Genomic DNA, 24,857 nt, shown 5'->3' with positions numbered 1-24,857 from the left:
AGGGGGCATACATGGCAAACTTAGAGCAATTGACAGAGCAGATTCTGCAGGATGCCAGAGGCAAAGCGGAGGGAATCCTCCAGGAAGCCAAAGTGCAGGCCGAAACCAGGATCAACCAGGCTCTGAAAGAATCACAGGCCAGAAAGGAACACTTCCTGGTCCGGGCAAAGAACGAAGCTGACCTGATGGCGGAACGGATTATCTCCGGTACCAACCTTCGCATCCGGGATGAAAAGCTGGGGGCGAAAGGTCAGGTCATCGACAAGGTCATGGCCAGTGTAAAGGAACGGTTAAAAACCCTGTCTGCTGATGAAGTCAGCGGATTCATCAAGAACAGCCTGACCGGCCGCACGTTTGCGCCACAGGAAAGGCTGCTGGTGCCTGAGGGACTTCAGGATGCAGTGAAAGCTGCCCTGGGCAATGTCCGGGTTGAAGGCATGAAGGACCTGTCTGGCTACATCATCGATCGAAACGGCGTCATGGAGAATCACTCCTTTGAAACGACTCTGGATTACATGAAAGAGGATCTGGAGGCTCAGGCAGCACAAATTCTCTTTGAAGGATAGGGGGTGAGCACCTTGGACAGAATGGAATATACCCAAGCTGTCGCGACCATGCGGGTGTACGAGAAACGCCTTCTGGATTCAGTGAAAATTGAGCGCATGGCAGATGCCGCTTCGGCGGATGAAGTCATGAAGATCCTCCAGGAGACGGAATACAGTCGATCCATGGGCGCCAACAAGCAGCCGGAGGATTTCGAAGCCGTCCTGACCACTGAACTGGAACGGGTGTATCAGGAGATCTACCGAATGGCAAAGGATCAGGAGCTCATTGCGCTGCTGGCACTGAAGTATGATTACCAGAATTTGAAGATGCTGCTCAAGTCCAGCGTGCTGGAAGGGGAAGCAAACCTCCTGCTGCAGGACATGGGAACGATCCCGGCGAACGAGCTGCGGTCCGATGTGGAATCCGAAAATCTGGGCGAATACAGCCCGCATATTCAGGAAGCAGTTCGCCTGGCCATGGAGGATTTCGGCAAGAACCGGGATCCCCAGCGCATCGACATGCTGGTGGACCGGAAATATTTTGAACATTTGAACAGCCTGGTATCCGGCAAGAGGGATGTCGACCTGATCCGGGATTATGTCTCCTATCAGACGGACATGTACAATCTGCTGGCGCTGATGCGGGCAAAGAAACAGGACAAGGAACCTGCGTTCCTGGAAGACCTGTTCGCCCAGGGCGGCGCGATTCCGGTTTCGGATCTGAAAGACAGTTATCTGGAATCGGTTGACAACATCGCCCGGAAGTTCAGAAATTATCCCATCGGACCGGCCTTGAAGAAGGGGCTGGATGCTTACCAGGCCACAGGTCGGCTCGGGGAGATGGAACGACAGATGGAAAACGGAATGATGAGCATCGTCAAGCCGTCCAAACGCGTCATTTTCGGACCGGAACCGCTGTTTGCCTATGTGGTGGCAAAAGAGCGGGAAAACAAGCTTCTGCGGATCATCATGGTTTCCAAGCTCAACAACATTCCCCCGGACAGGATCCGAGAAAGGTTGCGTGATATTTATGTATAAAGTGGCAGTAGTAGGAGATAAGGACTCCATCCTGGCCTTCAAGGCTCTGGGTGTGGACGTATTTCCGGTACTGGAAGCCGAAGAGGCCCGCCGGACCATTGATACCCTGGCCAGGGATAAATATGGCGTCATTTTCATCACGGAACAGGCAGCCGCAAGGATTCCTGATACCATTGACCGGTACAATAAGATCCTGACGCCGGCCGTCATCCTGATTCCATCCAATCAGGGTACGTTAAATATCGGAATACAGCGCATCAGCGACAATGTTGAGAAAGCCGTGGGATCTAATATTCTTTAAAGGAGAGCACAAGATTGAAAGTTGGAAAAATAATCAAAGTATCCGGTCCCCTGGTTGTTGCTGAGGGAATGGATGAGGCCAATGTGTATGACGTCGTGCAGGTTTCTGAACAGAAACTGATCGGCGAAATCATAGAAATGCGTAATGACCGCGCATCGATCCAGGTCTATGAAGAAACCGCCGGCATCGGACCGGGAGAGCCCGTTTATACGACCTCCGAGCCTCTGTCGGTTGAACTCGGACCCGGCCTGATCGAAGCCATGTTTGACGGAATTCAGCGTCCGTTGTCTGAGTTCCGTGAAAAAGCCGGTGACCTTCTGGTCAAAGGCGTGGAACTGCCCCCTCTGAACCGGCACAAGCAGTGGGACTTTGTTCCCGAGAAGCAAGTCGGGGATCAGGTCCTGGGCGGGGATATCCTGGGTTCGGTTCAGGAAACAACCATCGTCTCTCATAAGATTATGGTTCCTCCCCATCTGAACGGCACGATTAAAGCAATTCACGGTGGTCTGCATACGGTGACCGATGTCATCTGCGTGTTGGATACCGAAGACGGCGAAAAAGAAATCATGATGCTGCAGAAATGGCCCGTACGGCGCGGCCGTCCGGTCAAGCAGAAGCTGAATCCGGAAGAACCGCTTCTGACCGGCCAGCGTGTCATCGATACCTTCTTCCCGGTCGCCAAAGGCGGTACCGCCGCTGTTCCCGGACCGTTCGGCTCGGGCAAGACGGTCGTACAGCATCAGCTGGCTAAGTGGGCTGACGCAGAAATCGTTGTTTATGTAGGCTGCGGCGAGCGCGGTAACGAGATGACCGACGTTCTGATGGAATTCCCGGAACTGATTGACCCGAAAACCGGAGAATCCCTGATGAAGCGGACCGTGCTGATCGCCAACACCTCCAACATGCCGGTGGCCGCCCGTGAAGCGTCCATCTATACCGGAATCACCATCGCGGAGTATTTCCGCGACATGGGCTACTCTGTGGCCATCATGGCCGACTCGACATCCCGCTGGGCAGAAGCCCTTCGTGAAATGTCCGGACGGTTGGAAGAAATGCCCGGTGATGAAGGCTATCCCGCCTACCTGGGATCCCGTGCCGCTGAATTCTATGAGCGTTCCGGCAAGGCTGTCCTGCTGGGTACGGAAGATCGGATCGGTACATTGACCGTTATCGGTGCCGTATCGCCTCCCGGCGGAGATATCTCTGAGCCGGTTTCACAGGCAACCCTGCGAATCGTTAAAGTATTCTGGGGCCTGGATGCGAACCTGGCTTACCGGCGTCACTTCCCGGCAATCAACTGGCTGAACTCCTATTCACTCTACCAGAGCAAGGTGGATGGCTGGATGAATGCCAACATTGACCAGGATTTTGCCAAGAATCGTGTCACCGCCATGACCCTTCTTCAGGATGAGAATCAGCTGAATGAAATTGTCCGTCTGGTTGGTAAGGACACTCTGTCCGAAGCCGATCAGCTCAAGCTCGAAGCTGCCAAGTCCATTCGGGAAGACTATCTGCAGCAGAACGCGTTCCATGAAGTGGACACGTACTCCTCCAGAGAAAAGCAGAACAAGATGCTGAAACTGGTTCTGGCCTTCTTCGATGAAGGAAAGCGCGGACTGGCCAACGGCATCTATCTCAAGGAAATTGAGAAAATGCCGATTCGCGACCGGATTTCCCGTGCGAAGTATCTGAAGGAAGAGGAAATTGAAAAAATCGACCTGATCCGTGAAGATTTGGTCAAAGCCATGGATGCCATGATTGAGAAAGGGGGATTAGGCGATGCTTAAAGAATACATGACGGTACGCGAAGTCGTCGGGCCCCTGATGGTGGTCGACGGCGTCGAAGGCGTAAAATACGACGAACTGGTTGAAATTGAGCTGGTTTCAGGTGAAATGAGACGAGGCAAGGTTCTGGAAGTCAATGGCGACAAGGCCATGGTTCAGCTCTTTGAATCCTCCGCCGGTATCAACCTGCCTACCTCCCGGGTTCGTTTCCTCGGCAAGCCGCTGATGCTGGGCGTGTCGGAAGACATGATCGGCCGCGTCTTTGACGGAATGGGAACCCCCAAGGATAAAGGACCCCGCATCATCCCGGAAAAGCGGATGGACATCAATGGTATTCCAATTAACCCGGTGGCCCGGGACTACCCGTCCGAGTTTATTCAGACTGGTATCTCAGCCATTGACGGATTGAATACCCTGGTCCGCGGACAGAAGCTGCCGATCTTCTCCGGTTCCGGTCTGCCCCATGCCGACCTGGCCGCGCAGATTGCCCGGCAGGCCCGCGTGCTGGGCTCCGGTGAGAAGTTCGCCGTTGTCTTTGCCGCCATGGGTATTACCTTTGAAGAGGCACAGTTCTTCATTGATGACTTTACGCGCACCGGATCCATCGACCGGGCCGTCCTGTTCATGAATCTGGCCGATGACCCCGCCATTGAGCGTATTTCCACCCCGCGTATGGCTCTGACCTGCGCTGAGTATCTGGCTTATGAAAAAGACATGCAGGTTCTCGTCATCATGACGGATATGACCAACTACTGTGAGGCTCTGCGTGAAACCTCGGCAGCCCGTAAGGAAGTTCCCGGACGCCGCGGCTACCCCGGATACCTCTATACCGACCTTTCCACAATCTACGAGCGGGCTGGCCGAATCAAGGGACGTAAGGGTTCCATTACCCAGATTCCGATCCTGTCCATGCCGGAAGATGACAAGACCCATCCGATTCCTGACCTGACCGGCTATATCACGGAAGGACAGATCATCCTTTCCCGTGAACTGTACAAAAGAGGCCTGGAACCACCCATCGACGTACTGCCGTCCCTGTCCCGTCTGAAGGACAAGGGAATTGGCCGGGGTAAAACCCGGGAAGATCACGCAGATACGATGAACCAGTTGTTTGCAGCCTATGCCACCGGTAAGGAAGCCAAGGAACTGGCCGTTATTCTGGGTGAATCCGCACTGTCCGATACCGACAAGGCCTTTGCCCGCTTTGCCGAACAGTTCGAAGCCCGCTATGTTTCCCAGGGCTACGAGCGCAACCGGACCATTGAGGAAACCCTCAATCTGGGCTGGGAACTTCTCCGGCTTCTGCCGAAAACTGAACTCAAGCGTATTCGCGATGAGTATCTGGAAAAATATCTCGAGAACGAGGACATCAAAGGAGCTGACTAACCATGGCGAAGCTCAATGTCAATCCGACCAGAATGGAGCTCACCAAGCTCAAGGCCCGGCTCAAGACCGCTGTCCGCGGACATAAGCTACTCAAGGACAAGCAGGATGAGCTGATGCGGAAATTCATTGAAATGGTTCGGAAAAACCAGAAGCTCAGAGTTTCTGTCGAAAAGCAGCTGGAAGCCGGATTCAAGGATTTTCTTCTGGCCCGCGCCATGATGAGTGACCAGACCCTGGAGGAAGCGCTGATGTATCCCACGGAGAAAATTTCTCTGGAGATAACTAAGCGCAACATCATGTCCGTTAATGTACCTGAGATGAAATTCATCCGGGATTCGGAAGGGGGATCCATTCACCCTTACGGATTCAATGACACCTCGGCGGATCTGGATGATGCCATCGAAACGCTTCATGACATCATGCCGCAGCTGCTGAAGCTGGCTGAAGTCGAAAAAGCCTGCATGCTCATGGCGGATGAAATCGAACGAACCCGACGTCGGGTAAACGCCCTGGAATATATGACAATCCCTGATCTTCAGGAAACCATTCGCTTCATTCGGATGAAACTGGATGAAAACGAACGGGCCTCCATTACCCGGCTGATGAAAGTCAAAGCCATGATGGAAGCCAAGGAAGCCGCGGGACAATAAAGGATTCCAAGACAGAAGCAGAGTGACAAAATCACTCTGCTTCTGTTTTTGCTTTTATTGGCCTGTTTTCATGTTTGATTAATTGCCCAGTTCAACGTAGTAGGAATGGATATAAGCCGTTTTGCCATCAAACTCAATTTGGTGCCAGTTCTCATTAAAGTATGCTTTCACGATTGTTACCTGGTCACTCTGGTTGAGCTGACCCAGGACCATGGCACTGATCGAGGGCTCAAACCGTACATTGACTTTGGCAGCATTGATGATCAGGCCCGTATTCTTGGGAGCCGGTTCCGGCCCGGTGGGGGGCTGGGGCGATGAAGGTTCGGGAATGCTGGGCGGAGTGACCGGTTCTTCAATGGTCAGATATTGCGCGTAAACGTAGGCTTCTCCGTCATTAAACTCAACTTTATGCCAGGCGTCATCAATGTTCTGTTCCAGAACCACAAGGCGGTCATTCTTTTTGGCAGAACCGGCAATGGGAGCTGTCAGGGATGGTTCCTGACGGATGTTGATCGAATCACCCGTAACAATACCATAGATTGTCTGATCCACAGGGGGGACAGACGGTTGTTCGGCCGGAACTTCTTTCACTTGCAGGAAGTCGGCGGAAATATAGGCCGGACTCCCATTAAATTCAATCTTGAACCATTTGCCGTCCGGTTCCCGTTCCAGGAGTTTGAATTCCTGATCGGTTTCTGCGGTTCCCGCCAGTTCACCATTGGCGCTGGCCTGTTTCCTGATATTCACCCGCTCTCCGGTGACGATACCGACATAGATCGGCGAAGGCTCCGGTGTGGCCGGGTTCTCAACCGTAACTTTCCGGACGGTCAGAAAATCCTTGTGGATGAAGGCGGATTTACCTTCGTAATCAATCCGGTGCCAGGAGTCATTGTAGAATTCATCCAGGACTGGAACCTCCTGCCCGGCGCTGACTGTACCAACGGTGTCGCTCTGAGTGGTTGCCTGACTGCGTACATTCACCTGATCCCCATTGACTACAATTCCTACCAGGCTGGTGGAAGGAGCGGCCGGTGTTGTTGCCGGAGTGGTCTGGACCGGCTTGGTTACGGGCAGCGCCATTGTTTGTGGAACCGTAAGAGTCTGGGTAATTTTTGGCGAGGACAGCTGCAGACAGCTCGTCAGGACAAGGGGCATGAAAAGAATCAATGCCGAACCCGCCATCATACGCATGAAGTTCCGTCTATTCGCAGGAACGGCCGTTCCATCGAACTGACTCATTGGTTTCTCTGGTCGTATCCTTTGTTTCATGATTGCCTCCGTCGCTGTTTATTCAATTAATTATAACAAAAATTGTTGTACAAACATCACTGTTGAAAAGAATTTATAGTTCAAATAACTTTTCTTGCCGGATAAGAACGGATTTCCAATGAACGAATGAATAAAAACGAATCAAATCAAGGATTTTCCTCACAATGCGCAAAGGAGATAAACGCCAGATCGCATTCTCCAGGTCAACCGTGATCCCTCCATATCCAAAAGATTAGAGACTACGAAAATTGAACCTGTGAGGAAACCAGGATCTCATCATCCGGACAGGATCAGGAAAAGAACAATCCGCTATGGGGAAACTGGGCTGAAACCCGAGATAAAACCATTGCAGGAATGCCACCCGCAGCTTCTTTTATCGCCTGTATAATTTATATTTATCACTATAACTGCTGTATAATCAGAATAGATGAACTTAGATGACCTTAGATGACAAAGTTCATTTTACTCCATTACTCCTTTTGTCTCAGGAGGAACTTGGAAAGAAACTGCTGACTGAAAACTACAATTCAGGTTGCGACGTTATCAAGGCCATCAAAGCCATCAGAGCGATCAGAGCGATCAAGCCATCAACGCGATCAGAGTCCTCAGAACGATCTGAGTTGTCAGACCCATTAGAGCTGTCAGAATGATCAGAGCTGCCGAAAAGGAGATCAACATGAATTCGACAAAGGAACATCCCAGAAGCCAGCTAACCCTGGCAATGATATTATTTGGTACCATTGGACTGTATGTGCGGCAGATCCCGCTCCCATCGAGTCTCATCGCCCTGGTGCGAGGACTGACCGGCTCAGTGTTTTTGCTGATTTTTCTGAAAGTGACCGGGCGAAATGTGTCCTGGAAGCATATCAGGCGAAACCGCTGGATATTACTCCTTTCGGGGGCTGCCATCGGCATCAACTGGATTCTGCTGTTTGAATCATATCGCTATACGACAGTAGCGGCTGCTACGCTCAGTTACTATATGGCTCCGGTGTTTGTGATTCTACTGTCCAGCCTGGTGCTGGGCGAACGACTGACACTGAGCAAACTGATCTGTGTGGGTCTGACTTTGTGCGGAATGATTTTAGTCTCTGGCGTGATGCGGCAAAGAAGCGGAGGGACGGCCGATTTCCAGGGGATTCTACTGGGCCTGGGGGCGGCAGTGTTCTATGCAACCGTGATTCTGCTGAATCAGAAACTGATTGATATATCAGCCTATGACCGGACCCTGGTTCAACTGACCGTGGCAGCTCTGATTTTACTGCCTTATACTTTGGCTGCCGGTCCCATGACCGGTCACCGGCTCACCTTGAGTGAGACTGGATTCCTGTTGACGGTAGGGATCCTTCATACGGGGATTGCTTATGTCCTGTACTTTGGATCCATGAAGTTATTATCGGCACAGACCGTTGCGATCTACAGTTATCTGGACCCGATGGTCGCCATCCTTTTGTCCCGCTTTGTTCTGAACGAACAGCTCACGGAAGAAATGGTTGTCGGTGCAGTACTCATCCTGGGTGCAACCCTGCTGTTTGAGCTTCTCGACCGACGAAAACCAGATCCAGGCAATGCCGCGAGTCAGAATATATAATGTCCTGTGGATTCTTTGAATCAGGAGGAAACCGATATTTTTGTTGAGTTTGAAGAACAGTTCGAAGTGAAAAACAAGAAAGACCAGAACTCTGGTGATAGCGGAAAGTATGGAAGGAATGAAAATGAATCTGAAACCGTCGAATAAAGCCGAGCAGACAGGAAAGGGCTTGAAGGAGCCTGAGAATAAAGCAGACCAGAAGATAAATCCGGGCAAGCGTCCAGCGGAGCCGCAGCGTAGTGCCGGCGCCATCGCTTTCTATCTGGTTCTGGGAGGCTGTCTGGGGCTGCTGGGGGGATGGATTGACTATGAACGGTTGCTGAATCTGCCGCTGCTTCCTGCCTTAGGCGGCTACTTTGTGCTGGTGGCAGCGGTGGTCCTGGCGTATCTGGTACTGATTCTTCTCCATGAGGTCGGACATTGCCTCCTGGGGCTTTTGACAGGCTACCGGCTGGTATCTTTTCGATTTCTCCATCTGACGCTGGCCAGGTACCCCGATGGCTTTCGGCTCAAATACTATTCGATTCCCGGGACAGCCGGCCAGTGTCTGATGGCTCCTCCGCCTTCCCGGGAAAACCGCTTTCCCTACCGGCTGTATCTGGCCGGAGGGGTGTTGATGAATCTGGTTCTGGGAGGAGTTCTGCTTCTTCTGGCTCAGTACGTCGGTTTGGATATTCCGCGGGGACGGTTTTTTCTGGTCACAGGCATTCTGTCGCTGTATATGGCACTGGAAAATGGAATCCCCATGAAACTAAGCGGCATCGGAAATGATGGTCACGATTTGATGCAGGCTGGCATAGGAGAGACTCATCGAAAAGTCATCTGGGATGTACTTAATCTGAATGCACGCCTGCAGCAGGGAACCCGGTTCCAGGATCTCCCCAGCCCCTGGCTGGACTATTCGGAGGCAGAACTTTTGCAAGGCATGGAGGACAAGGGTTTTCTCAGCCTGCTGAACTTCAGGGTGATGGATCGGATCGATCGGGAAGAATATTCGGCCGCGGCTTCCCTGATCGATTCAATCCTGAATCAGGGCGGACTGCTGCTCTACTATCAATATGAAATGCAGTGTGAACGGCTGTTTGTTCAACTGATGCTGGATCCAGTCCCGGAGACGGTGGATCCCTTCTATACCGGAGAGCTCAAAAATTATATCGACAGGACTCAGGGCCAGATGATTGGAAAACGGCGGCTGATGGCAGCCTATCATATGCTCTATACCAAGAATGAGGCGGAAGCGATGCGGCATCGCGCGGCATTTAAAGATCAATGCAAAAGGTATCCGATTCTCGGGGAAATCGAATGGGAGCGGCAGCTCCTGGATCGGATTCGAATCAAGGCGGAAGCAGATCAGGATACTGCTGCCCACCGGCCAATGCCAATCATTGAATGAACAGGTTTTAACAGTTGTTCTGATTGAAAATCAAACATAATATAACAGAAAAAAGGGAAAGCCAGACCAATCGTGAGGATTCGGTCTGGCTTTTCTGTCCATCCACCCTTGCGAGGGATGGCAGGATGAAGCGGATTAAGCTTGAAGGCTGATATAAATCTGCCTCAAGGCATAAACTCTTTCTGGAAATTACTTGATCTTGGAATAGTCCAGGCTGTCGAGGTATTCTTCCAGCATCGGCGTGATGCTGGCAATGGTTCCGGCTACGAAAGGGTTCTTCAAGCCGGCATCGGGTACGAGTTTGGTGAAGGGCTTGCGGCCGGACTGGCTGCACAGCTCCAAGTAGGATTCCCAGGCGGCTTTGGGGTCCTTGCGGCTCCAGTTGAAGAACTGGTGAGCACAGACCTGAGCCAAGGTGTAATCCAGGTAGTAGAAGGGATAGAGGTAGACATGGAGCTGTTTCTGCCAGCGTCCGCCCTGTTCGAGGAACTCATGACCGTCATAGTCCAGGTGGGGGAGGTACTTCTTCTCGATCTCGCGGTATTTGGCCTTGCGCTCCTGGGCAGTGGCATCGGGATTTTCGTAGACCCATTCCTGCAGTTCATCGATGGATGCGCCATAGGGAAGGAATTCGAGGGTATCGGCGACATGAGCGTAGAAGTACTTCTCCGTGTCTTCCCCGAAGAATTTCTCCATCCAGGGATGGGTGAAGAACTCCATGCTCATGGAGTGGATTTCTGCCACTTCGGAGGTGAAATCATTGAGGGCGCGGGGTTTGGAATCCCGGACGAGCCAGCCCTGGAACGCGTGACCGGCTTCGTGGGTCAGGACGTCAACATCCCCGGAGGTGCCGTTGAAGTTGGAGAAAATGAAGGGAACCTTGAATTCCGGGAAGAAGGTCATATAGCCGCCGTTGGCCTTGCCTTTCTTCGTAGTCAGATCCATCAGCTCCCGGGTCCGCATCAGGGTGAAGAACTCATGGGTCTTGGGCGAAAGTTCCTCGTACATTTCGGCAGCTGCCTGGACCATGTATGGTTCATCGCCCTTGGGCGTTGGGTTGCCGGTCAGGAACTTCAAATTGACGTCATAGTTCTTCATCTGATCGATGCCAATGCGCTGGGCCTGCTGGCGGTAAAGCTTCTGGGTCAGGGGCACAACGGATTCAGCGATCTGATCGCGGTAAATCCGGGCATCGGACTGAGTCCAGTCGGTACGTCCCATCCGGGCGTAGGCTACGGGAATGAAGTTGTCATAGCCGAGTTTTTTGCCGATCCGGGTCCGAACCTTTACCAGCGCGTCATAGATCTGGTCGAGTTTTTCCGAATTTTCGGCAAACCAGTTCCAGGAAGCGTCATTGGCCCGTTTTCTCATGCCGCGGTCCATGGACTCCATGAACGGAGCCATTCCGGACAGATTGCGCTCCTCGCCTTCAAATTGAATCTTGGCGGAAGCGGTAAGTTTCTGATATTCAGAGGATAGTTTGTTTTCTTCCACCAGATCGTCGATGATTTCCGGCTTGAAGGTCTTGAGCTGAACTTCGAATTTTTCCAGGAGATGTTTTCCGTATTTTTCTTCAAAAGCCGGCCGGAACTTGGATTCCAGACAGATGCGGGCTCCTTCAGTTCCGATTTCCTGGAAGCGCGGCAGCTGCTCATCCATGGTGTCCTGTTCGGTCTTGTAGAATTCATCCTCGGTGTTGATGGTATGGCGAACATAGCAGAGGGTTGACATGGTTTCGAAGTGGTTGGACAATTCATCCAGATCTTCAAAGGCTTTGAAGAATTCTGCTTCGGTTGCGGCCTGTTCCATTTTAACCAGGTATTCCTTCATATCGGAATAGGTCTGGTCAAAATCAGGACGCTGGTAGTTCATTTCATTGAATGTCATCTGATCTTCCTCCAAGTTTTATATTTTTCTCTATTTCCAAATGTCCCGTTAGGGACATTACGGTGCAAGGTAACCTGATTCGGTGTCCTTCAGTCTGGATTCCACTTCGGTCCGGTCCAGGTCGTGACCGTAAATGGAAAGCAGCGGGGAAATTTCGATGGGCATCGCCGGTTCGAGATCCAGGTTTCGAACCCAGGATGTGCACAGGTTCAGGAACATCTCACGGGCAGTATCTTTGGAATCCACCCCTTCAAAGTTTTTCACGGGTGAAAATTCCTCTTCGCGTGAGACATTGAGGATTGCCATGTCATCCGCATAGCGGAACAGGTCAAAGTAAAGTGCCTCAAATTTGTAGGCATTGGGTTTCAGGGGTTTCACCAGCTGTCCGGCTTCATCCACATATTCCACAGCCTTGTGAGCGACGTGATAGGGGGTTTTCTTATCCAATGCGGAATTGAGGAACGAAGTCCGAAAAACGTGGGTGACGATGTTGGCTGATCCGTAGACCAGGCGGCCCTGCTCGTCCTGAGCCAGCGCCAGGTCTTCCGGCAGTTCAGTATATTCGATGATGGACGGCTTGCCATTGCGGTAGGCGTAAACACCGACTTTTTCGCCGGAATGAACTTTTAGAACAGCTTTTGACGCGATATCTTTGGCCTGATCGATGGCGAATCCAATGAAATAGGGATCACAAACCCGGACCAGCGCATTGTCGACGCCGTAAAAGAATATGTATTCGATGCCTCGCTCCTGGAGATCATCCATCAGACCGGCATCTTTAAACGCCCGGAAGCAGCCTCCCGAACCGTCCGGGTTAGCGGAAATTCGATCCCGCTGAGCCAGCAGAATTTTCCCGTTTTCATCCACCGACGGGAGAGTGCCCTGGGGGAAGAATCGAATGTCTGCCGGATCGAGCCCGAAGAAATCATGCTTTTGAAAAAAACGAACCGTATCCCCGTGATTCAGCGGGCTGGTCATAATGTACCAGGGAATCGAGAACCCGGCATCCAGACCGATTTTTCGGATTCGCTCCGCCTGAAGCTGAAACAGGGATTTATGGCTGGGCAGGCCAATATCATAAGCACCCTTGGGTCCTTCAAAGCCAAGACGCGAACCCTGGCCGCCGGCAACCAGAAAGGCTGCGACTTTACCTTGTCCAATAGCCGCAAGTCCTGATTCCCAGAGGCGCTGGCGCTCCTCCGATGCAACGTCACTCCAGGTGGTAGAGCCCATGGCGCTCAGTTCGTCGTCAATTTCTATATTTCGATGTTCTACCAGATCTTGATAGAGCTGGTGGATGTATTCAACATCAAGGTCAGCAATCTGCTCGAGCAGTGCCTGTTGTTGTTCAGAGTCCAGGTCATCATAAAACCGGAGCAGATGTTCCTGGCCGTAGGCGGTCAGTTTGTCCCATGCCATTTCGCGGGTCATGAAATCCTCCTTCAGGGTGGGAATTTGACGCAGGTGCAGCAATGCAAAATGAGCATCGTTTGCACAGTCATAGGTCTATTATAAGTCAGAACATCGTTACAATCCATGATTCATCCGTATCAAATTGCATATTTGTACTGCATATTCGAATATTCTGTTTGAGCTTGCGATCCCTGGTTCATTGTTGAATTCATGCCTGAAGTTCATATATGACTCTTCGTTGAATTTCAGGCTGAGATTTCAGATCCGATTCCAAATCCAGTGATTGCTGAATTCAACGCAAGGGTGGGCAGATAGAAAGCGCAGTCCCGGCATGAGCCGGGACTGCGCCTAAAGATTGACTGAACGATAGGATGTTATCGTTTTTTTAATTATTGCCTGGTCTTGGTGAATTCATCGTATGGTGTGACTGGACTTATAGCTAATTCGGGATGTCTTTGCGGCGGAACCGAACAATCGCCAGAACCAGGAAACCAAGGCTCAGGGTCAGCAGGATCCCTCCGGCCAGCCACAGTTCACTGGTGCCGGACTGATAGAGCCGGGCGTAATACCAGCCGATGGGAGACAGGTTTCGGATCCAGGGCTGATCATAAAGCTGGGACAGGCTGATGGACAGGTAGCTGACCAGAATGATGACCAGGGCGAGCTGCTGTCCCTGGCGGGACTTTGGCAAAAGAACCGTGAACAGGAAGCCCAATCCGAAAAAGAACACATGAGTCGCAAGGGTTGCAGCCAGCGTTTTGCCGAACAGGGGGAGCTGCCCGGATTCATTGAACACATAGAAACAGCAGGCAGCAATGACCGCCTCCAGAATCAGAATCATCACCAGGCCGGAGCCCAGTTTTCGAAGGAGGATATGATCCCGGCTCATGGGTTTGACGAACAGAAAGTCCGCCGTTCGATCCTTGAATTCCTGATGAATCAGGGAAGCGCCCAGAAACGCGCCGTGGATCGAAGCCATGATCAGCACATAGAGCAGGAGCAGTCCGAAATATCCGGTAAACGTGCTGATGTCAATTCCTTCCATCCCATAGATGATCCGCATGATCCGGGGCATGGACTGAATGAATTGATTCAGGTCCTGGCTGCCTCCGGCGGAAAACGTATCAAATTTGGTCATTCCGCCGATGATCATGAAGGCAAAGCCGATGGCCCAGAACAGGAGACTTTTCCAGCGGATTTTTATTTCTCGCAGTATCATGTTATCCCTCCAGGTCCCGCCGGATCAGCAGGATGGCATTCAGGCAAAGCAATGCGGCGGTCAGGGCGACAAATCCGGCGACGGTTGTTCCCGCGAGGCCTTTGGTTGTGATCTCCAGAGGTTCGACATACCCAAACGGAGTGAGGGCTTTGATTTTATCATCGTCCATCAATCGACCGATCAGAAGAATGAAGAACAGGGTAAAGCTGAGGGCTGTTGCCAGACCGACCGGATTCTTGAACCGGCGCAGCATAAGACCGAGAAGGCTGGCAAGGGAAAATACCAGAAGCTGAAGCAGCAGGCCGCCCAGAATGATCTGATCAATTGTATTTAAATTCGCCTGATCGATTTCCCAGATGGCTGCCATGCCATGAAACATCAGATATAACACCGCGTTCATGAGAAAGAAGCTGACCAGGGCAGCCAGAACCTTTTGAGAAAACACCGACAATCGGCTGACCGGCTTGACGTACAGGAAGTCATTCATGCGGGCGATTTTCTCCCGATTGACGATGTTCAGGCCGTAGAGCGCGCCCATGATGGCCAGGAACAGTTGAATAAATCCATAAATGTAACTGACAAAGCCGCTGGCTTCGAATATTTTTTCGATATCCATCCCGATGGAGTCAAACATCGCCTTCGGGAAAGCGGCCAGTGCGCGTTTCAGTGTGTCAGCCTCCTGGGCGAAACCGGGAAATATCCCCATGAAGAGCAGCAGAACGGCCGCAAAGGTTGTGATCCAGATCAGGAGGGAGCGGCGCTGAAATTTCAGTTCTTGCCAAAAGATGGTCATGCCAAGCCCTCCTTATTCGTAATAGTGCATGAAGATCTCCTCCAGGGAAGGATCCTCAATGGTTAGATTGCTCACCTGGGCCTGATTCAATTCGCGAATCAGGAGAGCCATATCGCCGCGGAACAGGTATTCCCGCTGGCCGGCGTCGGAGTATTTAATTTCAAGACCCGACAGATTGTCCAGTTGTTTCAGCCGTTCCTCCGGGGACGTGACAGTTACGTTTTTATAAGCATTTGTCTCAAGACCCATGACCGTGTTGATGTCTTCGATCAGACCGTTTCGAATGATCGCGATGCGGTCGGACAGTCGCTTGACTTCAGAAAGAATATGGGACGAAAACAGAACGGTTGCCCCCTGACGCCGGCGTTCCTCAATCAGGTTGAAGAATCGCTGCTGCATCAGCGGATCCAGACCGGAGGTTGGTTCATCCAAAACGATCAGGCGGGGGTCATGGAGCAGGCCTTGGACAATCCCCACTTTTTTCTTATTGCCCAGAGACAGATCCTCAATTCGTTTGGTCGGATCCAGTTCCAGCAGTTCGCAAAGTTCCTTCACGGTTTTGGGATCGACCTTTGAATAGAACGACGCGCTGTAGTTTAACAATTCCCGAACGGTCATATTGTCGTAATAGAATACTTCCCCCGGCAGATATCCGACATTCCGGGCGATCTCCACCCGGTCCTTGATGGAATCCTTCCCAAAGATCCGGATTTGCCCGGATGTGGGATAGATCAAAGACAGGGCACAGCGGATCGTGGTTGACTTTCCGGCTCCGTTGGGGCCAATGAAACCAAAGATTTCACCTTCTTTCACCTGAAAGGAGACGTCCTCCACTCCACGGTGCTTACCATAGTATTTTTTCAAGTGGTCGATTTCAATGATGTTCATAATGTATGCCACTCCTCCTTGCCCAATATTGCAGCAGAATTCTATCATGACAGGTTCACTTTCAGACTACTCCCCGCCGCCGCTTCGGTCAACAAAATGTTGACATCCGGCGCCATGTCCTTTCTTTCAGACTTCGTCATGAACTGACAGTCAGGGAATTCGGCGAACTGCCTAAAGGTCAACTTCATATGACAAAGGCGGCCTGTAAGACAGGCCGCCCGGGGATTGTTCTGTGGTTCATCAGGTTATGTTTGGCTTCAACTACAGGAAATAAGGATCCTCCATGGGATCAACGAATTTCATCGGATCGTAATCCGTCTTTAGTTCCTGCCAGTCCTTCAGAGCCATGTTCTCTGAGGGTACATTTAGCTCGGGATGAGCGTTGTTGGCCTTCCAGTTGTTTTCCTTGGAATTGCGCTCCGGCAGGTTCAGATCTACCGACTCAAGATCAATGTTGAGAGCGTTGGCCAGTCGCTGGCCATAATCCGGATCCGCCTTATAGCAGTGGTCGATCCAGCGATGCTTGATTTGCAGCGTTGCATCGCCCATGTTGCGGGCTGTATTTTCACACAGAACCTGCTTCTGGTCCTGGGTCATTGCCCGATAAAGGTCTCCCGGCATCTGATAGTAATTGTGATCATCTTCGCGGAAATCGAAGCGGAATACATCGCCCCCGGCTTCCGGCGGAAGCTCGTGCTCTCTGGATTCCGTCCAGTTGCCATAGCTGTTGGGTTCATAGTGATTTTCAGAGCCCAGGTTACCATCTGCCCGCATGGCCCCATCTCGGGAAAACATGTGCGGGTTTTTCACGCCGCGGGGCTGATTCACTGGGATCTGATGGAAATTGACGCCCAGACGGTAGCGCTGTGCATCCTGATAGGAGAACAGCCGGGCCTGAAGCATCCGATCCGGGGAGAATGACAGTCCGGGTACCACGTTATGGGGGGAGAAGGCGGACTGTTCGACATCCTGGAAGAAGTTCTCCGGATTCCGGTTCAGTTCGAACTCGCCGACCTCGATAACGGGAAAGTCTTTCTTGTACCAGATCTTCGTCAGATCAAAGGGATTGTACGGAATGGCGGTGGCCTGATCCGGGGTCATGACCTGGATATACATTTTCCAGCGGGGATAGTTTTTATTTTCAATGGCATTGTACAGATCCCGCTGATGCGATTCCCGGTCACTGGCAATGACCACGGCGGATTCCTGATCCGTCAGATTCTGGATGCCCTGCTGGCTGCGGAAATGATATTTGACATAGAACCGCTGACCATTCGAATTGATCATGGAGTAGGTATGACTGGAGAAGCCGTGCATGAACCGATAGCTGGAAGGAATGCCGCGATCCGACATGGTGATGGTGACCTGGTGCAAGGCTTCCGGCAACGAGGACCAGAAATCCCAATTGGTGTTGGCGCTTCTTAAATTGGTCCGGGGATCGCGCTTGACGGCGTGGTTGAGATCAATGAACTTTAAGGGGTCACGGAAAAAGAATACCGGGGTATTGTTGCCTACCAGGTCCCAGTTGCCTTCCTCAGTGTAGAATTTCAGGGCGAAGCCGCGAATGTCACGTTCGGCGTCAGCTGCGCCGCGTTCTCCGGCTACCGTGGAGAATCGGGCGAACATCTCGGGTTTTCTTGCCGATTTCCGAGAAAATTTTAGCTTTGGTATACCTGGTAATGTCATGGGTTACGGTAAACGTGCCAAACGCGCCGGATCCTTTGGCATGCATTCTTCGTTCAGGAATGACTTCCCGGTCGAAATGCGCCATTTTTTCCAGGAACCAGACATCCTGCAGCGCCATCGGGCCGCGGGGACCTGCGGTCATGACATCCTGGTTGTTTGAAACGGGAGCGCCCTGAGCAGTGGTGATGTCGGTCCGCTCGCCTTTTCGGTCATTGCGCGAGGGCTGACTGGGGCCGGCCTGGTTTTTATCCATGGGGTAACTCTCAGTTGATTTCTTAGGGTTATTGTCATCCATCATTCATACCTCCCTGTATCATTTGGTTAATAACAGAACAAGCAACCTGTTCGATTATCTTCAATATAACAGAGCGATTCATCAATTATTAATCGGAGGGTAATATGTTACGCTTCCTTCATAAATCGTACTTGAATTTAAATACTTAGACTTAATCTAAGTTGGCGAAGCTTCAGATGAATCCTGACACACCTGAGTCGGATCCTCCGGGGCAGCGGGAAAGAACCAGTAGACCGGGTTCTGGGAGATCAGAATGCCCATCTTCTCATGAACGGTCCGGGAGAGCTGATTGTCGACGGCAATGTTTCCGTGGGCTCGACGCCCCTGCTTCCAGCGGCTGCGAACCATGGCCACTTCCAGTGCCCGGGCGATTCCTTTGCGCCGGAAGGCAGGCAGTACTTCCAGCAGTCCGATGGTGCCTTCATCATGCGTTCCGATGAAGCCGGCCATTTCCTCACCGTACCAGGCACCCAGCATGCCCGCCTCAATCCGCTCCCGGATGTAGTCGTCCTCATCCACGGTCCGGTAGGTCGCGCGCACCAAGGGAAACTCAGCCATGGTCAACGGCCGGATGGTTACATGTTCCGGCAGTTGATCCATCAGTGGAAAGTCCGTGGGATACATGCTGTTCAGATAAGGCTCTGTTTCCTTCAGGCCGGTTTGCTCCATCAGTTCTTCCAGATACCAGTCTTCATGGGCTCTCAGGATAAAAAACCGATCCTTCGGCAGCTCCTGACATACTTTGGGGAGCAGGTCAGTCCATTCCGACTGGTCCTTGCAATGGATCATCATGGCGGTCCCATCGGATAACAGCAAAGACTGAGTTCCTGCATAAAGGATTTCCAGACCACCGTGTTCCAGTCCCTCGATCGACATCAGGTTCATGAGCTCATCCTGATAAAGCCAGTCCAGTGCTTTTTTCTTCGTATCCAACCGTTCCATTGAGATCTCCTTCCTCAGGGAAAATTATTATTGACCTTTTCAGTATAGCCCGATCATTTCGCCGGAGGAAACTTTTTTTTCATGGTCCGGTTTTTTAGTGAGGACTGTTCTCAGTGACTGCATCCAGGTTTTGTTGCCGTGAATCAGTTCAGATCGCAACAAGATTCGACGATACTGATTATTCAATCGGTTCTGCTGTTTTCTGTGAAACAGGTGATATAATCATCTGTAGTTGGATAATTACAAATTAGGAGGAGATAATGATGACAGAATGGAAGAATGCACTGGAAGCTCCGCTGAATCACCGCACGATCCGTGAGTTTAAGACGGATGAAGTGGCGGCAGAAGTTTTTGAGCAGCTCATGGAGGTAGCCCGCCGAACAGCGACGTCGACCGGAATGCAGGCCTGCTCGATCATTCGGGTGAAGGATCCTGAAATCCGTCAGGAACTGGCAAACGTCTGCCGCCAGGAGTACGTGGCCAGGGCACCGGAACTGCTGATCTTTATCGTCGACCAGCACCGCAACAGTGAAATATTAAGAGAGATGGGTGAGAACCCGGCGAAAGCGGGGGATATGGATAAATTCTTCCAGGGCTTTACAGATGCCTGCCTGATGGCTCAGAATGTCAACAATGCCGTTGAAAGCCTGGGTCTGGGCGCCGTATACCTGGGCTCAATCCTGAATCATCCCGCCAAAACCATTGAAGTGCTGGGGCTGCCTAAATACACTTTCCCGGTGGTAGGACTCGGAATTGGATACCCTAACCAGAATCCGCAGCAAAAGCCCAGAATGGGAATGGAACTGAGACTGTTTGAAGACCGGTACCAGTCATTCCCTGGTGAATATCTAAGTCGACTGAATGATTATGATCAGGAAATGACGACGTATTATGACTTTCGTGAAGCCAATCGCCGATCAGATTCCTTTACGCTGCAGGTTGTCCAGAAACTGAGTGGCGGAATCCCGGAGCGGCAGGCGATGATGAATCAGATTGTTGCCCAGGGATTCGACTTGAAATTGAAGCCCTGATCTAAACAGGGAAATGGCACAGACCCGTGCCAGGGAACAGGACCGGTTTACCCCGTCAAAAGGAAACTTTTTGGCGGGGTTTCGCTATGGGGCAGCATGCAAGCGCGACCTCCCAGGAGTGTTTGAATGATATTTTCACAAAAGAACTTGTCAGGGATCTGGAAAAGGGGTAAAATTCTTTTCCTGTATCATGTCATTATCAGGAACTGCAGTTAGCAGAGGGGAGGGGTTTGATGGATCATGAACTGGATTTGGAACAAAAGTATCTGGAACTGGTACGCCAATTTATGGAGGAGTCGGAGCAAATTCGCCTGAAAGAACTTTTCAGCCTGGAACAGCAGGTGGAAACGCTTTATCAGCAAAGCCGCGGGACGTTCTCCCAGGAATATGAACTGACGGTTCAGGCCTTGCAGATTGCCAGATCCCGTCAGCAAAAGGGCGAGGAATCCAGGGATAAGCCGTACTTTGGCCGAATCGACTTCAGACCCCGCCTGGCACTGGCTCCGGAACATCTGTATATTGGAAAGCATGCTGTCCGGGAAACAGATGCCAGTAATGATTACGTCATTGACTGGCGGGCTCCGGTAGCTGAACTCTACTATTCCGGAACGTTAGGAAGAAATGAATTCCTGGCTCCGGGGGGCTTTATGGAAGGGGATCTGACGCTGAAGCGACGGTTTACCTATACCGATGAAGCGGTTCCCAGGATTGACCGGTACTTTGATGAGGGCGATCAGATTCTGATTGCCAGCGAGGGCAGTGAAGGCAAAACGCTGCAGGATGAGTTTCTTCGGATCAATCTGGAAGGCTCTTCGACGAAAAAACTCAAGGAAATCGTCGCAACGATTGCCCGGGAACAAAATGCCATCATCCGGGCGCCAAAGAATATCCCCATCATTGTTCAGGGGGCGGCGGGCGCCGGCAAGACAACGGTGGCGCTGCATCGCCTGGCGTACCTGCTCTATCTTCACCAGGCGACCCTCAAGGGATCGGATGTTTGCATCATCGCGCCCAATCGGCTGTTCCTGGACTACATTTCTGAAGTTCTGCCGGACCTTGGAACCAAGGATGTTGTTCAGACTACGCTGGAAGATATCATCCTGAAGGAGCTGAAGATCAAGAAATTTATCTGGAATAAGGATGAGATTCTGAAGAGCATCCTGGAGGCGGACCCGCAGACCGCCCGCATTCATTCCGAAATTTCCCGGATCAAGGGGACTCCGTCCTTTATGCGGCTGCTGGATGCCATGAAAGATCGGGCAGAGGCGGCCATGGCCCGCCGGGGACCGGTTCTGCTGGCCGGAGAGGTTCTCTACAGCGGGGACGAGATCCGACGACTCCTCCTGGAGGATTTAGTGTATCTGCCGCTGAATGAGCGCCGCGGAGCCATAGAGACCTATCTGAAGCGAAATCTCAAGGATCGGGCGGAAAAGGTCGGAATCCGGATTGATCAGCGCTACCAGGAAAAAGTTCGGACCATCAAGCGACACTTTGCCAAAGATGAGCTGCTGATGCGCCGGCACCTGGTGGAGTGCTACCAGGAACGGGATGAGATTCTGAAGCATCTGACGGCAATGGCGAAGAGTTCGGTGAAAGAGTATTTTCTTGATTTCAAGGAACTTTCGGTGCTGGACCAGTATGAAGAATCGCTGAAGGATCGGGACTTTGTTCGAGACCATCTCCAGCTGGAGGGGGAGCTGCTGGGAGGGGTTTGCCAGTTCGATCGGAATCAGATTCAGGCAGATGATCTGTCGGCTTTGATGTATCTATCCATGCTGCTGAACGGAACCCGTCACAGCTGGTCCCATGTTGTGGTGGATGAAGCTCAGGATTATACCATGCTCCAGCTCGAAGTGATCCGCCGTCTGGCCCGCCAGGATTCCCTGACTCTGGTTGGCGACCTGGCCCAGGGCATCTATTCTTACCGGGCCATCAAAGACTGGCAGGAAGCGAATCAGCTCTTTAAAAGCGGGGCAGCCTACTACGAGCTCAGGAACAGCTACCGTTCAACTGTGGAGATTATCCGGGAAGCCAATCGCACCCTGCACCGGATGCAGCTGCCGCTGAAAGAAGCGATCCCGGTCCTGCGACACGGACGCATCCCGCAGCACAGTACCTGGTCGACCAGTGAAGAGCTGGCAGAACGCCTGAAGGAAGTGGAAGCCATCATGCAGAACGATCAGCGCAATACCCTGGCTTTGGTGACAAAAACCTTCGAAGAGGCAGCCCAGCTTCATCGACTCTTGAAAAAGCAGTTTCCTCAATACGAACTGATTGATGTGACCAAGCGCAAAAGTTCTCTGAGCCGGGTGATCATTCCATCCTATTTGACAAAAGGGCTGGAATTTGACGCGGTCGTCCTCTTGGACGAACCATCCTTCGGAAGTGATCCGTTGGACCTGAGACTGAAGTACGTTGCCCTGACTCGCGCTTTGCACCTCGAATTCTTGTTTGAACGTCTTCCAACCTAAGCGCATTCAAGGATTGACCAATGCTTTAGGAATCAATCTTGAAAAGTTTGGTTCATCCCTTCGACTTTCCTGACCGTTCAACTTTCTCACTGGCAACACCGCTTTCTCAATTCTGCTTGACCATGACCATGGGATCAAGCTCCTCGGCTCAGAAAAATCGGACCAGGCAGATAGGATCAATCCGATCGGACGGTTTACCGGTTCCAGCTTACGGGACCAGCCCTGTTCCGGCTCACCTGAGAGATCTGAGCTAAATATTTACAAACTATTCAAACGGATGCAATGGTTTTCCTGTAATGTAATAGTAATCCACTGGCAAAGACCAGATCTGAAAGGAGAGTTCTCATGGAAGACTTAAAAAACAAAGCGGAAAATCTCAAGGATAAAGTTGAAGGGGAAGTCCAGGAAGCCTATGGCAAAATCACTGACAATAAGACCGATGAAGTAGCCGGAAGTGTAAAGTCCACAGCAGCAGATGTAAAAGACGAAGCAGACAACCTTCTGGACAAAGCAAAGGATCTGTTTGAGGACGTCAAGGAAAGCGTTACATCCGATCGGCCCATCAAAGAGAAATTGGAAGATGTGCTCGAAGATGTCAAGGAAGCCAGCGGGGGTCTGGGAGAAAATCTCAAGGACAAGGCAGAGGACCTCAAGGATTTCGCCGAAGACAAATTAAATGATTTGAAGGATCGGTTCAACAAATAAAACAAATGATATCAGGCTGCCTTCCGGCAGCCTTTCCACGTGAACTCAGTGAGCCTGGCTGATCAATGTTCGTGATCGATTGAATTTTTTCTTGAACCTAGAACTTAGAACCTAGAACTTAGACCTTAGACCCTAGACCCTAGACCTTAGAACCTAGAACCCTGTTCGATGTCCGTTGTTCGCGGCACGCTGTTTGTTGCTCGCGGTTCGTTAAGTGAATGATGTCGCTTGGAAATTCTGACTTTTTTCCGGGATTGAGTGAAAGCAAATCGACCAACACATCGAGACCGCTTTCCTGGTTTATCGGATCTGAGAACTGACGTCAAAATCGAAGGGATGGAGCAGTTTTTCATGGAACCCGGCGACTGGAGCGGGGATTTCATGCTATGATTTAATTGGTCAAGGAGGGATGGTAAATTGGAAGAAAAAAACATTATGAAATTTAAAGATGAAGAGGGCAACCTGATTGAACTGGAAGCGGTCGCTCGGATTTTTCTCGAGGAGCAGGAATACCTGATTCTGGCACCGCTGGGATCCGACGAGGATGAGTTCGTGCTGCGGGTAGACCGGTCAGCAGAAGGCACCGAGGAGTTCAATGCCCTGGATTCAGATGAAGAATTTTTGAAAGTTAAAAAGGAATATTCCCGGTTATTATATGACGAAGGAAAAGGAGGAGCTCATGAGTAAGAAAGAATTAATTGTAAAAGCACTGGAAGCAGCCGAGCTGTCCGATATTGAAATCATTAAGGAAGAAGACGGGCTGACCCTGGTTCGGTTTTACTATGATTTTGATGAGGATGAACTGACCGCAGCTCAGAAATTTGCTGAATCCGAAGAAGAGGAAGAAAGCTTTGATGATGGTCCCGCAGAGGACATGGACGATGAAGCCGAAGAAGAAAGTGATCTGGGAGATGTCCTGGATGAAATTGAGGAAGAAGATCTGGGAGATGTCCTGGATGAAATTGAGGAAGAAGATCTGACAGACGAAGATCTGACTTATGATGAAGAGGATGAATTCCTCGGCGATGCCAGACAGAAATACCTTTCCGAGATTGCCATCGACCACGTTGGCGAGATCCTGGAAGAGATCCAGGACGATCTGGAAATGGAAGTCCAGTACGTCGGATATGACATGGATGACGAGGAGTATGAGTCCTATGAGTTCGTCGCTCTGATCTTCGAAAAAGGCAAGGGGCTCAACATCGAAGACATCCTTGATGAGTTGGATATCTAGAAAAAACATGGTATAATTAACTCAGAAAACATCCTCTTGTGTTCGTATAACTCATCTATATTCAACCTACGTTTCTACTACGGGATTCAACAAATCTGCCTGTCCGGTCAGTATTAGCTCCACTGGAACCTAGAAGACCATGGACGGCGGTGAAGGAAACCCACCTGCTTCGGCGGGTATGAATAAATGAGGGAACGGCACAAGGGAATCCATCATATGCTGCATCGCCTGATTCAGACGGTGCAGCATATTATTTTTGCATAATCATTTCGGATGGAATTTTCACAAACTCAAAAATACAAGGTATACCAATCTAAAATCGCATGTATTTTACA

Annotated in this window: 22 protein-coding genes; 13 read left to right on the top strand and 9 right to left on the bottom strand. The window is 51.2% G+C overall.

Annotated elements, in window-relative coordinates; translation table 11 throughout:
* Window positions 1-11 precede the first annotated feature (11 nt).
* The 6 genes from P6M73_RS12030 to P6M73_RS12005 are packed head-to-tail and all read left to right on the top strand — an operon-like array spanning window position 12 to window position 5,705.
* Window positions 12-566: a V-type ATP synthase subunit E gene (locus P6M73_RS12030; RefSeq protein ID WP_277853292.1), complete on the top strand. Its 555-nt coding sequence runs from the start codon at window positions 12-14 to the stop codon at window positions 564-566.
* A gap of 21 nt (window positions 567-587) precedes the next feature.
* Window positions 588-1,583: a V-type ATP synthase subunit C gene (locus tag P6M73_RS12025; RefSeq protein WP_277855771.1), complete on the top strand. Its 996-nt coding sequence runs from the start codon at window positions 588-590 to the stop codon at window positions 1,581-1,583.
* Window positions 1,576-1,884 (top strand): V-type ATP synthase subunit F, encoded by a 309-nt coding sequence (locus P6M73_RS12020; protein WP_277853291.1) that lies wholly within the window; start codon window positions 1,576-1,578, stop codon window positions 1,882-1,884. Before P6M73_RS12025 ends, P6M73_RS12020 begins: the two co-directional genes overlap by 8 nt.
* 14 nt (window positions 1,885-1,898) lie before the next feature.
* Window positions 1,899-3,671, top strand: a complete 1,773-nt coding sequence (locus tag P6M73_RS12015) for a V-type ATP synthase subunit A (protein ID WP_277853290.1) — start codon at window positions 1,899-1,901, stop codon at window positions 3,669-3,671.
* A complete protein-coding gene (locus P6M73_RS12010; RefSeq protein ID WP_277853289.1) occupies window positions 3,664-5,055 on the top strand; it encodes a V-type ATP synthase subunit B in 1,392 nt (463 codons plus the stop codon). Before P6M73_RS12015 ends, P6M73_RS12010 begins: the two co-directional genes overlap by 8 nt.
* A gap of 2 nt (window positions 5,056-5,057) precedes the next feature.
* Window positions 5,058-5,705, top strand: coding sequence for a V-type ATP synthase subunit D (locus P6M73_RS12005; protein WP_277853288.1), 648 nt, complete (start codon window positions 5,058-5,060; stop codon window positions 5,703-5,705).
* A 78-nt stretch (window positions 5,706-5,783) separates the two neighbouring features.
* On the opposite strand, the gene P6M73_RS12000 is transcribed toward P6M73_RS12005, so the two are convergent.
* Entirely contained in the window at window positions 5,784-6,974 is a 1,191-nt protein-coding gene (locus P6M73_RS12000; RefSeq protein WP_277853287.1) for an SH3 domain-containing protein, read from the bottom strand.
* Window positions 6,975-7,650: 676 nt separating this feature from the next.
* Here P6M73_RS12000 and P6M73_RS11995 point away from each other — a divergent pair.
* Window positions 7,651-8,565 (top strand): DMT family transporter, encoded by a 915-nt coding sequence (locus tag P6M73_RS11995; RefSeq protein ID WP_277853286.1) that lies wholly within the window; start codon window positions 7,651-7,653, stop codon window positions 8,563-8,565.
* A 124-nt stretch (window positions 8,566-8,689) separates the two neighbouring features.
* On the top strand, window positions 8,690-9,958 hold the full coding sequence (locus P6M73_RS11990) for a hypothetical protein (RefSeq protein WP_277853285.1): 1,269 nt from the start codon (window positions 8,690-8,692) through the stop codon (window positions 9,956-9,958).
* Window positions 9,959-10,147: 189 nt separating this feature from the next.
* Here the strand turns inward: P6M73_RS11990 and P6M73_RS11985 are convergent, their stop codons facing one another.
* The 8 genes from P6M73_RS11985 to P6M73_RS11955 form a co-directional block, all read right to left on the bottom strand.
* On the bottom strand, window positions 10,148-11,845 hold the full coding sequence (locus P6M73_RS11985) for a M3 family oligoendopeptidase (RefSeq protein WP_277853284.1): 1,698 nt from the start codon (window positions 11,843-11,845) through the stop codon (window positions 10,148-10,150).
* Window positions 11,846-11,902: 57 nt separating this feature from the next.
* Window positions 11,903-13,276, bottom strand: a complete 1,374-nt coding sequence (locus P6M73_RS11980) for a UDPGP type 1 family protein (protein WP_277853283.1) — start codon at window positions 13,274-13,276, stop codon at window positions 11,903-11,905.
* A gap of 421 nt (window positions 13,277-13,697) precedes the next feature.
* The gene (locus P6M73_RS11975; protein ID WP_277853282.1) at window positions 13,698-14,477 is read right to left on the bottom strand and encodes an ABC transporter permease subunit; all 780 of its coding nucleotides are present in this window, start codon (window positions 14,475-14,477) and stop codon (window positions 13,698-13,700) included.
* 1 nt (window position 14,478) lies between these two features.
* The gene (locus P6M73_RS11970) at window positions 14,479-15,270 is read right to left on the bottom strand and encodes an ABC transporter permease subunit (RefSeq protein ID WP_277853281.1); all 792 of its coding nucleotides are present in this window, start codon (window positions 15,268-15,270) and stop codon (window positions 14,479-14,481) included.
* A 12-nt stretch (window positions 15,271-15,282) separates the two neighbouring features.
* Window positions 15,283-16,158 carry an ABC transporter ATP-binding protein gene (locus P6M73_RS11965; protein ID WP_277853280.1) on the bottom strand — a complete coding sequence of 292 codons (876 nt, stop codon included), beginning with the start codon at window positions 16,156-16,158 and terminating at the stop codon, window positions 15,283-15,285.
* A 261-nt stretch (window positions 16,159-16,419) separates the two neighbouring features.
* Window positions 16,420-17,784, bottom strand: a complete 1,365-nt coding sequence (locus P6M73_RS11960) for a catalase (protein WP_489666450.1) — start codon at window positions 17,782-17,784, stop codon at window positions 16,420-16,422.
* Window positions 17,738-18,142, bottom strand: a complete 405-nt coding sequence (locus P6M73_RS17025; protein WP_489666449.1) for a catalase — start codon at window positions 18,140-18,142, stop codon at window positions 17,738-17,740. The genes P6M73_RS11960 and P6M73_RS17025 overlap by 47 nt, the downstream gene beginning before the upstream one ends.
* A gap of 153 nt (window positions 18,143-18,295) precedes the next feature.
* Window positions 18,296-19,081, bottom strand: coding sequence for a GNAT family N-acetyltransferase (locus tag P6M73_RS11955; RefSeq protein ID WP_277853279.1), 786 nt, complete (start codon window positions 19,079-19,081; stop codon window positions 18,296-18,298).
* Window positions 19,082-19,341: 260 nt separating this feature from the next.
* Here P6M73_RS11955 and P6M73_RS11950 point away from each other — a divergent pair, with 260 nt between their 5' ends.
* The 5 genes from P6M73_RS11950 (at window position 19,342) to P6M73_RS11930 (ending at window position 24,522) form a co-directional block, all read left to right on the top strand.
* Window positions 19,342-20,112 (top strand): NADPH-dependent oxidoreductase, encoded by a 771-nt coding sequence (locus P6M73_RS11950; RefSeq protein ID WP_277853278.1) that lies wholly within the window; start codon window positions 19,342-19,344, stop codon window positions 20,110-20,112.
* Window positions 20,113-20,345: 233 nt separating this feature from the next.
* The gene (locus P6M73_RS11945) at window positions 20,346-22,583 is read left to right on the top strand and encodes a HelD family protein (RefSeq protein WP_277853277.1); all 2,238 of its coding nucleotides are present in this window, start codon (window positions 20,346-20,348) and stop codon (window positions 22,581-22,583) included.
* Window positions 22,584-22,928: 345 nt separating this feature from the next.
* Window positions 22,929-23,288 carry a CsbD family protein gene (locus tag P6M73_RS11940; RefSeq protein ID WP_277853276.1) on the top strand — a complete coding sequence of 120 codons (360 nt, stop codon included), beginning with the start codon at window positions 22,929-22,931 and terminating at the stop codon, window positions 23,286-23,288.
* Window positions 23,289-23,705: 417 nt separating this feature from the next.
* Entirely contained in the window at window positions 23,706-23,975 is a 270-nt protein-coding gene (locus P6M73_RS11935; RefSeq protein ID WP_277853275.1) for a DUF1292 domain-containing protein, read from the top strand.
* Complete coding sequence (locus P6M73_RS11930) at window positions 23,968-24,522, top strand: hypothetical protein (RefSeq protein WP_277853274.1); 555 nt, start codon at window positions 23,968-23,970, stop codon at window positions 24,520-24,522. The genes P6M73_RS11935 and P6M73_RS11930 overlap by 8 nt, the downstream gene beginning before the upstream one ends.
* The last annotated feature ends 335 nt before the right edge of the window (window positions 24,523-24,857 follow it).

This window comes from Anaerococcoides asporogena, from assembly GCF_029590275.1.
Taxonomy (GTDB): Bacteria; Bacillota; Clostridia; order Clostridiales; family Clostridiaceae; genus JG1575.
The sequence above is the reverse complement of the archived record's forward strand: the minus strand, read 5'-3'. Positions and strand labels throughout refer to the sequence as shown.